The organism is Chromobacterium sp. CV08 (assembly GCF_051129845.1).
Taxonomy (GTDB): Bacteria; Pseudomonadota; Gammaproteobacteria; order Burkholderiales; family Chromobacteriaceae; genus Chromobacterium.
Map to the genome: position 1 here is coordinate 288,162 of NZ_CP150453.1, position 11,715 is coordinate 299,876.

7 protein-coding genes are annotated in these 11,715 nt (G+C 65.3%); 2 read left to right on the forward strand and 5 right to left on the reverse strand.

Annotated features, from left to right (window positions below; translation table 11 throughout):
- Positions 1-99: 99 nt before the first annotated feature.
- Entirely contained in the window at positions 100-3,582 is a 3,483-nt protein-coding gene (locus tag WNM05_RS01400; RefSeq protein WP_434631862.1) for an indolepyruvate ferredoxin oxidoreductase family protein, read from the reverse strand.
- A 448-nt stretch (positions 3,583-4,030) separates the two neighbouring features.
- On the opposite strand from WNM05_RS01400, the gene rarD reads away from it, so the two are divergent.
- Positions 4,031-4,942 (forward strand): EamA family transporter RarD, encoded by a 912-nt coding sequence (gene rarD / locus WNM05_RS01405; protein WP_434631864.1) that lies wholly within the window; start codon positions 4,031-4,033, stop codon positions 4,940-4,942.
- Between the two features lie 64 nt (positions 4,943-5,006).
- Here rarD and WNM05_RS01410 read toward each other — a convergent pair whose 3' ends face one another.
- The 4 genes from WNM05_RS01410 to WNM05_RS01425 form a co-directional block, all read right to left on the reverse strand.
- Positions 5,007-5,606: a response regulator transcription factor gene (locus WNM05_RS01410; protein WP_434631866.1), complete on the reverse strand. Its 600-nt coding sequence runs from the start codon at positions 5,604-5,606 to the stop codon at positions 5,007-5,009.
- A gap of 1 nt (position 5,607) precedes the next feature.
- On the reverse strand, positions 5,608-7,017 hold the full coding sequence (locus WNM05_RS01415; protein WP_434631868.1) for an HlyD family type I secretion periplasmic adaptor subunit: 1,410 nt from the start codon (positions 7,015-7,017) through the stop codon (positions 5,608-5,610).
- A gap of 1 nt (position 7,018) precedes the next feature.
- Positions 7,019-9,187 (reverse strand): type I secretion system permease/ATPase, encoded by a 2,169-nt coding sequence (locus WNM05_RS01420; RefSeq protein WP_434631870.1) that lies wholly within the window; start codon positions 9,185-9,187, stop codon positions 7,019-7,021.
- 207 nt (positions 9,188-9,394) lie between these two features.
- Positions 9,395-10,873: a TolC family outer membrane protein gene (locus tag WNM05_RS01425; protein WP_434631872.1), complete on the reverse strand. Its 1,479-nt coding sequence runs from the start codon at positions 10,871-10,873 to the stop codon at positions 9,395-9,397.
- Positions 10,874-11,028: 155 nt separating this feature from the next.
- Here WNM05_RS01425 and WNM05_RS01430 point away from each other — a divergent pair, with 155 nt between their 5' ends.
- Positions 11,029-11,697, forward strand: coding sequence for a transglutaminase-like cysteine peptidase (locus WNM05_RS01430; protein ID WP_434631874.1), 669 nt, complete (start codon positions 11,029-11,031; stop codon positions 11,695-11,697).
- The last annotated feature ends 18 nt before the right edge of the window (positions 11,698-11,715 follow it).

Here is an 11,715-nt window from a genome sequence, read left to right on the forward strand (position 1 = left end):
TACTGGAACATAGACGATTTGGACGTCATCGCCAGCGATGGACGGAAAAAAGGCGCCGACCTAAGCCGGCGCCCAAAGCTGCGGAAAAAACGACTGCGCTCAGGCGACCGCCGCGCTGGCGGCCGGGCGGGCCGGCTGGGCCTGGCCGGACAGCTCGGCCTGGCGCGCGCGCGCCTGCTGGTAGTTTCTGAGCTTGATGTGGCCGTAGCCGCGCACGCCTTCCCAGGTCTTGATCCACTCGACCGCCTGCGGAAGCTTGTCGGCGCTGAGTCCGGCCAGCAGCGCCGGCAGGCCCTGCTCGAACTCGGCGATCAGCCGGCGCTCCAGCTTGCGGTCTTCCTGCCAGGCGAACGGATCCAGCGCGCTGCCGCGCAGGAAGCGCAGCTTGGCCAGCAGCTTCATCGCCGGCATCAGCCACGGGCCGATGGCGATCTTGCGCGGCTGGCCGCGGGTCAGCCAGGCCACGCCGATATGGAAGCGCAGCTTGTAGTCGCCGTCGAACTGGGCGGCCAGCTCGCGCTGGAACTCGCCGTCGCTGTACAGCCTCGCCACCTCGTACTCGTCCTTGTAGGCCAACAGGTGGTGGTAGGCGCGGGCGGCGGCCAGCGTCAGCGCGGTGCTGCCCGGCTGCGCGGCCTCCTCGGCCTGGCGCACCCGCTGCACCAGCGCCTTGTAGCGCTCGGCCAGCTTGTCGTTCTGGTAGCCGGCCAGCAGCGTGGCGCGGTGGTGGACCAGCGCGTCCGGCGTTTCACGTGGAACGAAGGCGACGACGGCGGTCGGACTGACCAGCGCCTCGACGCGGGCCGGATCGTGGGCGGCGTGGCGGCCCCAGAGGAAGGCGTCCTGGTTGAACTTGACGGCGGCGCCGTTCAGCCGCACCGCCTCCATGATCGCCTCCAGCGACACCGGGATCAGGCCCTTCTGCCAGGCGTAGCCGAGCATGAACATATTGCTGGCGATGGCGTCGCCCATCAGCGCGGTGGCCAGCTTGTTGGCGTTGACCTCGCTGAAGCGGCCGGCGCCGACCGATTCGATGATGGCGTCCTTCATCGCCTTGGCCGGGAAGCGCACGTCCGGGTTCTTCAGGAAGGCGCTGGTCGGCGATTCGTAGTTGTTGACGATGGCGTGGCTGAAGCCTTCGCGCATCTTGGCCAGAGCCTCTTCGGCGGCGGTGACCACCAGGTCGCAGCCCAGCACCAGATTGGCGTCGCCAGCGGCGATGCGCACCGCGTGCAGCTTGTCCTGCGAGTCGGCGATGCGCACGTGCGACCACACCGAGCCGCCCTTCTGCGCGAGGCCGGCCATGTCGAGCACGGTGACGCCCTTGTTGTCCAGATAGGCGGCCATGCCGAGCACCTGGCCTATCGTGACGACGCCGGTGCCGCCGACGCCGGTGACCATGATGCCGAACGGCTCGGCCACCGACGGTATCTTCGGCTCCGGCAGCGCCGGCATCTTGGCGAGGTCGGCGCTGGCGCCGGCCGGCTTCCTCAACTTGCCGCCCTCGACGGTGACGAAGCTGGGGCAGAAGCCCTCGACACAGGAATAGTCCTTGTTGCAGCTGGACTGGTCTATCTTGCGCTTGCGGCCCAGCGGCGTCTCCACCGGCAGCACCGACAGGCAGCCGGACTTCTGGCTGCAGTCGCCGCAGCCTTCGCAGACCCGCTCGTTGATGAAGGCACGCTTGGCCGGGTCGGGGAATTCGCCGCGCTTGCGACGGCGGCGCTTCTCGGCGGCGCAGGTCTGATCGTGTATCAGTATCGTGACGCCTTCGGTTTCGCGCAGCTCGCGCTGCACCCGGTCCAGCTCGCGGCGGTGGAACACGTCGATGCCGGGCGCCAGGCCCTGGGCGTTCTGGTATTTGTCCGGGTCGTCGCTGGTGATGACGATGCGCTTGACGCCCTCGGCCGCCAGCTGGCGCGTCATCATCGGCACGTCCAGATAGCCGTCGACGTGCTGGCCGCCGGTCATCGCCACCGCGTCGTTGTACAGGATCTTGTAGGTGATGTTCACTTTGCCGGCCACCGCGGCGCGTATCGCCAGGATGCCGGAGTGGAAGTAGGTGCCGTCGCCCAGATTGGTGAAGATGTGCTTGGTGCTCGTGAACGGCGCCTGGCCCAGCCAGGTGATGCCCTCGCCGCCCATCTGGGTGAAGGTCTTGGTGGTTTCCGGGCTGATCCAGTGCGCCATGTAGTGGCAGCCGATGCCGGCCACCGCGCGGCTGCCTTCCGGCAGCTTGGTCGAGGTGTTGTGCGGGCAGCCGGAGCAATAGTGCGGCACGCGGGCGATCGCTTCGCGCGGCTGCACCAGCTGCGCTTCCTTGTCGTCGTAGAACTTCAGCCTGTCGTGTATCACCGGGCTGTCGTAGATCAGCGCCAGCCGGCTGGCCAGCGCGCGCGCGATCATCGCCGGGGTCAGCTCGCCGGCGGCCGGCAGCAGCCAGTCGCCGTGCGGCAGCGCCCATTCGCCCTTCTCGGCGAATTTGCCGACCACGCGCGGACGCACGTCGTCGCGCCAGTTGTACAGCTGTTCCTTCAACTGGTATTCGATGATCTGGCGCTTCTCCTCGACGACCAGGATTTCCTCCAGGCCCTGGGCGAACTGCCGCACGCCTTCCGGCTCCAGCGGCCATACCATGCCGATCTTGAAGATGCGCAGGCCGATCTCGGCCGCCTGCGCCTCGCTGATGCCCAGATCGTCCAGCGCCTGCATCACGTCGAGATAGCTCTTGCCGCAGGTGATGATGCCGAGGCGCGCCTTCGGCGAGTCCAGCGTGATGCGGTTAAGCTTGTTTTCGCGCGCGTAGGCCAGCGCCGCGTACAGCCTGTGGTGCAGCACGCGCTTTTCCTGGGCCAGCGGCGTGTCCGGCCAGCGGATGTTCAGGCCGCCGTCCGGAATCGGGAAGTCCTTGGGAATCTTGAATTCGAAGCGTTCCGGCGAGATGTCGACGATGGCCGAGCTCTCTATGGTGTCGGTGATCGCCTTGATCGATACCCAGCAGCCGGAATAGCGGCTCATCGCCCAGCCGTGCAGACCGAAATCGAGCACTTCCTGCACGCCGGACGGGCTCAGCACCGGAATCATGCTGGCGGCCAGGATGTGGTCGGATTGGTGCGGGAAGGTCGACGACTTGGCGGCGTGGTCGTCGCCGCAGACCAGCAGCACGCCGCCGCGGGCGCTGGTGCCGGCCACGTTGCCGTGCTTGAGCACGTCGCCGGAGCGGTCCACGCCCGGGCCCTTGCCGTACCACATCGCGTAGACGCCGTCGTATTTGGCGCCTTCGAAGATATTGACCTGCTGGGTGCCCCAGACGGCGGTGGCGGCCAGATCCTCGTTGAGGCCCGGGTGGAACACCACATTGTGGGCATCCAGATGCGATTTGGCCTTCATCATGGTCTGGTCGACATTGCCCAGCGGAGAACCGCGGTAGCCGGTGACATAGCCGGCGGTGTTGAAGCCGGCGGCGCGATCCAGTTGTTGCTGCAGCATCGGCAGACGCACCAGCGCCTGGATGCCTGTCATCAGAACCTGGCCGGTGGGGGCGGTGTATTTTTCTTCCAGGTCTGCGTGGCGGATTGACATGGTTTCTCCTCCTGTCGTGCTCGCTTGTGGCGATCAGCCCGCGGCCGCCTTGTGGGCGGCGGGTTCCGGGCGCTTGCTGCGCTGGCGAGCGCCGGGGGCACTTTATTTTTATATCTTGCGCCCGGTGTATGCGCGGCTGTCGCAGCTTTGGAGCGGCCGACGCATCCCGGCGCCGGCTTGCGCCGATTCGCCGCGCCTCAGTCGTGAAACCGGATGGGTCAGCCGCTCTTAGAGTGTTCACCCTAATGCCGCCGACTATAGTTTACGTTTACGTCAACGTCAAAGGGATCGCGCGGCGGAGCCGGGCGGGTGCGGTTTATGTGCCAGTGCAGCAAAAAGCCTTTATTTGTTAAATATTTGTAAACATACTGTATAAGTGCGGCGTATTATTGCCGCGCGGCAAAGCAGGTAAGCTGCAAACTGGAATATTCCCGTCTTAGAGAACCCCATGTCCGCTTCCCCTTCCTCCGGCGATCACCGCGGCGTGCTGTACACCCTGGGCGCCTTCATCTGCTGGGGCCTGTTTCCGCTGTACTGGAAGCCACTGCATACGGTGCCGGCTTTGCAAATTCTGTGCCACCGCATCGTATGGTCGGCCTTGTTCGTCGCGCTGGTGCTGAGCGTGCTGCGGCAATGGGGCGATATCGGCGCCGCGCTGCGCCGGCCGCGCCAGCTGGGCGTCTTCGCGCTGTCGTCGACGGTGTTGTCGCTGAACTGGCTGATCTATATCTGGGCCGTCAACGCCGGCCACGTGGTCGAGGGCAGCCTCGGCTATTTCATCAATCCGCTGGTCAATGTGCTGCTGGGAAGGCTGGTACTGTCCGAGCGCTTGAGCCGCCCGCAGACGCTGGCGGTGGGCTTGGCGACGCTGGGCGTGGCCTGGCTGACTTTCAGCGCCGGCTCGCTGCCGTGGATCGCCTTGTCGCTGGCGGCCACCTTCGGCCTGTACGGCCTGTTGCGCAAGATGGCGCCGCTGCCGTCGCTGCCCGGCCTGGCGTTGGAGACTTTCCTGATGTCGCCGCTGGCGCTGGCCTATCTGTTGTGGGCGGAGTGGGACGGGCAGGGCGCCTTCGGCCATGTCGACGCGTTGCGAAACGGCCTGCTGATCGGCGCCGGCGTCGTGACGGCGGTGCCGCTGTTGATGTTCGCCGCCGGCGCGCGCCGCTTGAAGCTGGCCACCGTCGGCTTGATCCAATACATCGGCCCCAGCATCCAGCTGGTGTTGGGCGTGATATTGTACGGCGAGCCTTTCGGCGCCGACCGGGCGCTGGGCTTCGCGCTGATCTGGAGCGCGCTGGCCTTGTATTCGGCGGTGGGCGCGCGCGAGCTGTGGCGCGGCAGGCGCCGGCAGCCGGCTTGAGGTGCCGGATCGATGAAAAACGGCCATCCCGCGGGATGGCCGTTTTCATGCGCGATGCGCCGTTTCAGTGCACGGGCTCGCTCAGCTTGAGCATCAGCTGGAGGCGGTCCTCGACGCCGAACTTCTGGAAGATGGCGGTGAGATGGGCTTTGACTGTGCGTTCGGTTATGTCCAGCTCGCGGGCGATCTCCTTATTGGAGCGCCCTTGCTTGAGGATGGCGATCACCTCGGCTTCGCGGCTGGACACCCGTTCGCGCCAGCCGGCCTGCTCGGGCGGCGGCACCCGCGTGCCGAAGCGCTGGCACAGCTGCAGCAGCAGGCTGCGGCCCAGCCAGGTGCCGCCGGCGGCGACGCTGGCGGCGATCTGGCGCAGTTCGTCGGCCCCGGCATAGGCGTGGGCGTAGCCGGCCGCGCCCAGCTGCAGCCAGCGCATGCCTTCGGCGTCGTTGGGCGACGAACTGAGCGCCACCACCCGGTAGCAGCGGCAAAGCAGCGACCAATCCGCGTCGCGCGCTGCGGCGTCCAGGTTCGCCAGGTCCAGCCACAACGCGGCGTCCTGCTCTTGCGGCGGCTGCGGCAGGCGCTCGCAGCGTTTCGCCTCGCCCAGCGCGTCCTGCCAGTAGCCGGCCAGCACCGAGCTGGCGGTGAACAGCAAATGGGACATGTCAGCGCTCCCGCAACGCTTCCGCCTTGGCGCGCAGCACCGGCTTCAGCAGATAGGACAGGATGCTCTTCTTGCCGGTCATGATGTCCACCTGGGCGACCATGCCGGGAAAGATGGGCAGCTTTTCCTTGCCCAGCCGCGACCCCTGGGTCTTCACCTTGACGATGTAGAAGGCGTTGCCTTTCTCGTCGGTGATGGTGTCGGCGCCGATCTCGGCCAGGCTGCCCTCCATGCCGCCGTAGATGGTGAAGTCGTAGGCGGTGAAGCGCACCACCGCGCGCTGGCCGGGGTGCAGGAAGGCGATGTCGCGCGGGGTGATGCGGGTTTCCAGCAGCAGCGAGTCGTCCATCGGCACGATCTCGATGATGTCCTTGCCGGGCTGCACCACGCCGCCGATGGTGTTGATGAACAGCCGCTTGATTTCGCCGCGCACCGGGGAGCGAATTTCGGACAGCTTGACCTTGTCGGCCAGCGCCACGCTGCCGGCGGACAGGCTGCTGGCCTTGGCCATGGTGTCCGACAGCTCGGCGCTGGCGGTATTGCGCATCGTCAGCTCGACCTCCTGGATCTTGCGCTGCGCCTCGCCTATGGCCGCTTGGATCTTGGGCATCTGGGCGGCGGCCTGGTCACGCTCGCCGCGGAAGCGGGCGACGTCGCGCTCCAGGCGCAGCAGGTCGACGTCGGACACCGCGCCGGACTCCTTCAGCGGGCGGGTGACGTTCAATTCCCTCACTGTCAGGTCATAGCTGGTGATCGCCTGGTCGCGGCGGGCGCGGACTTCGTTCAGCTCCTGGCTGCGCTGGGCCAGCTGTTGGCGCGCGATGCCTATGCTGGCGTTCAGCTCCATCTGCTTGGAGTTGTACAGGTCCATTTCCTGCTTGGCGATTTCCGGCGCCAACGCCAGCACCTTGGGCGGCAGCTCGAACGGCGTGCCGCCCGCCAGCGCCTTCAGCCGCGCGATCTTGGCCTGCAAGGCCAGGTACTGCGCCTGGTTTTCCTCCAGCGAGGAGACGAAGCGGGTGTTGTCCACCTTCAGCAGCAACTGTCCCTTCTGCACCACCTGGCCTTCCTTGACCAGGATCTGCGACACCACGCCGCCGTCCAGGCTTTGCAGGTGCTGGTTCTGGCTGGACGGTATCACCTTGCCCTCGCCGCGCGACACTTCGTCCACCTTGGCGAAGGCCGCCCACAGGAAGGCGATGAGAAAGAAGCCCAGCATGCTCCAGACGAAGATGCGCGGGCGGCCGGGATTCTGCTGCAGGATCGCCCAGTCGGCGTCGGCGGCGAAGTCGTTGCGGTCGGCCAGATCGCGGGCGGAGGCCCAGTCCATCAGCTTGTCCCAGTAGGGGCCGGAGCGCTCCTGACCGCGCCCCACCCAGCTGTTCACGCGTTGTTTCCAGTTCATTTCCATCTCAGGCGCCCGCCTTTCCGATCTTGCCCTGTTGCAGCGCTTCGATCACCTGTTGCTTGGGACCGTCGGCGACGATGGCGCCGTGGTCGACCACGATCAACCGGTCCACCAGCTCCAGCAGCGCGTTGTTGTGGGTGATCAGCAGCATGGTCTTGCCGGACGACGCCCGCGCCAGCGTCTGGCGGATCTGGCTCTCGCTGCTGTAGTCCATATTGCCTGTCGGCTCGTCCAGCAGCAGTATCGGCGGGGCGTTCAGCAGCGCGCGTGCGATGGCCACCGCCTTGCGCTGGCCGCCGGACAGCGACTCGCCGCGCTCGCTGATCTGCATGTCGAAGCCTTGCGGGTGGCGGTTGACGAACTCGGTCAGTCCGGCCTGCTCGGCGGCGGCGGCGATGCTGGCGTCGAAGGCGTGCGGCGAGCCCATGGAGATGTTCTGCCGCATCGTGCCGTAGAACAGCATCGGGTCCTGCGGCACATGGCCGATCTGGCGGCGCAGCTCGGCCGGGTCGATCTGCTTGATGTCTATGCCGTCGATGCGGATCGCGCCCCCGGTCGGCTGGTACAGGCCCAGTATCATCTTCTGGATGGTGCTCTTGCCGGAGCCGACGCGGCCGATGATGGCGACGCGCTCGCCGGCCTTGATGGTGAACGATGCCTCGCGCAGCGCCACCATCGGATTGTTCGGATAGCTGAACGACACATCGTGGAACTCGATGTCGCCGCGAAAGCTGGTGCGGTGGAAGAAGGCGGCGTCCTTCTCACGCTCCACCGGCATCTTCATGAAGCCGTCCAGCGAGATCAGCGAGGTCTTGGCGTTGTGGTACTGGGTCAGCAGGCCCACCACCTGGCTTAGCGGCGCCATCGCGCGGCTGGACAGCATCACGGCGGCGATCACGCCGCCCATCGAGACATTGCCGGCCATGATCTCGTACACGCCCAGCACCAGCATGGAGATGGACAGCAACTGCTGGATGAAGCCGGCGAAGTTCATCGTGGAGGCGGCCAGGATCTTCAGTCGCGAGCCGACCTGGGCCAGGAACAACGTGGCCTGCTCCCATTTGGCCTGCAGCACGCCCTCGGCTGCCAGCACTTTGACCGTCTCCAGGCCAGACAGGCTTTCCACCAGGTAGGCGTTGCGCTGGGAGGCGGCGCGCAGCGTGGTTTCCACCAGCGTCTGCATTTTTTCCTGCACCAGCAGCGCGAACAGCAGCATGAAGAAGATGGCGAGCACCATAGGCACCGCCATCAGCGGTGAAATCCACAGGATGGCCACCAGAAAGATCAGCACGAAGGGCATGTCGATCAGCCCGGTGATCGAGGCCGAGGCGATGAAGTCGCGCACCGTCTCGAACGCGCGCAGATTGGCGGCGAAGGCGCCGACCGATGCCGGCCGCGCCTCCATCCGTATCCCCAGTACCCGTTCCATGATCAAGGCCGACAGCGCGACGTCGATGCGTTTGCCGGCCAAGTCTATCAGGTAGCCGCGGGTCAGTTTGAGCAGGAAATCGAACACCAGCACCAGCGCGGCGCCTATCGCCAGCACCCACAGCGTTTCCAGCGCCATGTTCGGCACTACGCGGTCGTACACCGCCATCGACACGATGGGTATCACCAGCGCGAACACATTGATCAGGAAGGCGGCGAGCAAGGCGTCGCGGTACAGGGAGCGGCTGCCGTAGACGGTGCGCCAGAACCAGTGGCGCGAGCGGATCTCGGCCAGCTCCGGCGCGCGCTTTTCGTACTGGAAGCGTGGCTTCACCAGGATGGCGATTCCCTCGAAGCTGTGTTGCAGATCTTCCAGCGGAATCTCGACGACGGCGTCGGGCAGTTCGGACATGCTGAGGAAGGCGACGCCGTCGCGGATCTCGCGCAGGATGCCGGCGGTGTTGTTTTCCAATAGCAGCACGGCCGGCAGCAGCTGCTGGCGCAGGCAGGACAGCGGCTGTCGCACCACGCGGGTGGACAGGCCGATGCGGCGCGCGGAGCGCGCGAACATCGACGGCGACAGCCGGTTGTCGACCAGCGGGATGCCGGCCACCAGCGATTCGCGGGTGGCGGTGATGCCATAGCCGCGGGCCAGCGAGAACAGGCAGTCGAGCAGAGGATCGAGAAGGGTCGCCTGCGCGTTCAGCGGCGGCGTGGTCCCTGGACTGGATATTTCGGAAGCCATGCTTCCACTCCCATGTATATGGCCGGCAATCTGCCGGTATCTGCGATTGGAAACGGTCGGAGCGGCAAGCCGCCGGACCGCGCCGCCATGGCGTTGGAGCCGCCGCGTCCGGTCATTCCGAGGCTGGCGGGCCCTTGTCGCTGCGTGGCGGCCGGAATGGCCAAAAGACCCGCTTTGCGGGTCTTGCCGGCGCCGGATCGCCAAGTTTCAATGCTTCGCGGCCTTGCCGGCTTTTTTAACCGGGGCGGGGACATCGGCCATCGTGCTGGAGATGTAAGGGTGGACGGGGATGCCTGCGGTGCTGAACGGGCTGGGCGGCGTGTAGGCGGTGCTGCAGGTTTCCTGCTGTTCGGCGTCGTCCGAATCGAACGACTGTTGTTCGACAGGTTTCAGCTGCAGGCTCGGCAACAGCAGGCCGGATGCCGCCAGAACGCGGGCCTGGGCAAGCTTGCCGTCGTATTCGGCGTTGGCCAGCGAGCGTTTGGAGTCATACAGCTCGTTCTCGCTGTCCAGCACATCGAGCAAGGTGCGCTGGCCGATGTCGAACTGTTTCAGATAGGCGTCGCGCGCCTTTTCGGTGGACAGCGCATGTTGGCGCAGGTAGCCCATCTGTTCGCTCAGTTTGTGCACGTCGTTGTTGGCGATGCGCACCGTCTGCTGCAGGTCGCGGCAGGCCTTGTCGCGTAGATCCAGCGCTGAGTTGTAGCGCTCGGCCGATATGCCGAGGCGAGCCTTGTCGGCGCCGCCGCGAAACAGATTGATGTTGAAGACCAGCTGCACCATTTGCTTGTCGTGGCGGCCGTAGATGGCGTCGAGATTGTCGGTCTTCTCGGCATGGGCGCGCAGGTCCAGCGTCGGCGAGAAGGCGCCTTTCTTGACCTTCAGATCGCTTTGGGCTGCGCGCAGATTGGCGACGGAGGACAGATAGGCCGGGCTGCTGCGCACGGCGGTCGGCATCAGGTCCTGATCGCGCGGAAGCTTGTCCTGGAAGGAGGGGGCCGGGGCCATGTCGGTCTGCGGCTCTTCGCCGATCAGGCGGGCGTAGCGGGCGGACACGTCGTGAAGATTGGACGCCTCGTTGATCATATTGGTCTCGGACAGCGCGAGGCGGCCGGCGGCTTGTTCCAGGTCGACGCGGCGACCGACGCCGGCCTTCACTTTCTGTTCGATCTGGTCGTAGATGCCCTTGTGGACGCCATAGCTCTCTTTGGCGAAATCCAGCAACTGGCGATAGCGCAACACGTCCAGATAGGCGCGGGTGGCTTCCAGGCCCTGCTGCTCGGAGGCGTCCACGAAGTCGTAGTACTTGCCGCGTTTGCTGAACTCCAGCTGGCGGACCGTGTTCACGGTCTGGAAGCCTTGGAACAGGTTCTGGCTGAGGTCTGCCGACCAGCCTTTCCGGGTGAAGTCTTCGGTTATCTGCGGCCCGTAGTTGATCAGCGGTTCCTTGTCGTTTTCGCGGGCGTAGGTGTAGGAAACGTCCACGGTGGGCAGGTAGCCGGCGCGGCCGACGCCGGTTTCCTCTGCCGCGGAGCGGAACTCATGGAAACGGAAACGGACTTCCGGGTTGTTGGCGATGGTTTTTTCTACGACTTCACGCAAGTTCGTGGCTTGCGCCAATGAGGCCGACAGGCTGAGCAAGGCCGCCATTGTCAGGTATACCGGTCTGTTTTGTAAGCGTTTCATGGTCACGGGTCTCCGGGTGCAAGGGGTTATATTTGTAAGCTATACGTTACTCAGGTTAAACCATGAATTGAAGATGTCAAATGAGTATTTTTGCGGAGGCGAGTATACTTTTCCAATCTGCTACAGTGGCCATCATCAGCAGGCATGGAATGAACATGAAGCTTGTCTTGCCCGTTTTCAGGCAGCGTCTACGGCATTGGCTGCTGCCTGCCATGCTGCTGCTGGCAGGTCTGTGCGTGGCGGCCGCCAGCTTGCCGACGGAGCGCGCCGCCGCCCGCTACGGGCCGCGCGCGGTGGCGTTGTACCGCGAATGGAACCAACTGTTGAACGGCCTGCAGAGCGTTGAGGAGCGGCAAAAGCTCTCGGAGGTTAACCAGTTTTTCAACCGGCGCATCCTGTACCGCGAGGACATAGACAACTGGGGGGTTCAGGATTACTGGGCGACGCCGCTGGAGATGTTCGGCAAGGGGGCGGGCGACTGCGAAGATTTCAGCATCGGGAAGTACATCTCCTTGCTGGTGTTGGGCGTGTCGCCGGACAAGCTGCGCCTTGTCTACGTCAAGGCGAGGATAGGCGGGCCGGGCAGCACGATCAGCCAGGCGCACATGGTGTTGGCCTACTACCCGTCCCCGAGCGCGGAACCGCTGATTCTGGACAGCCTGGTGACGTCGATCGACCCCGCCTCGCAGCGGCCGGACCTGACTCCGGTATTCAGCTTCAATGCCCAGGGACTGTGGGTGGGCACCCGCAGCAGCGACGTGTCCAAGCTGACCCGCTGGCGGCAGGTGATGGACAAGATGAAAAACGAAGGCTTCACTTTCTGATCCGACGAGATGGGCGGC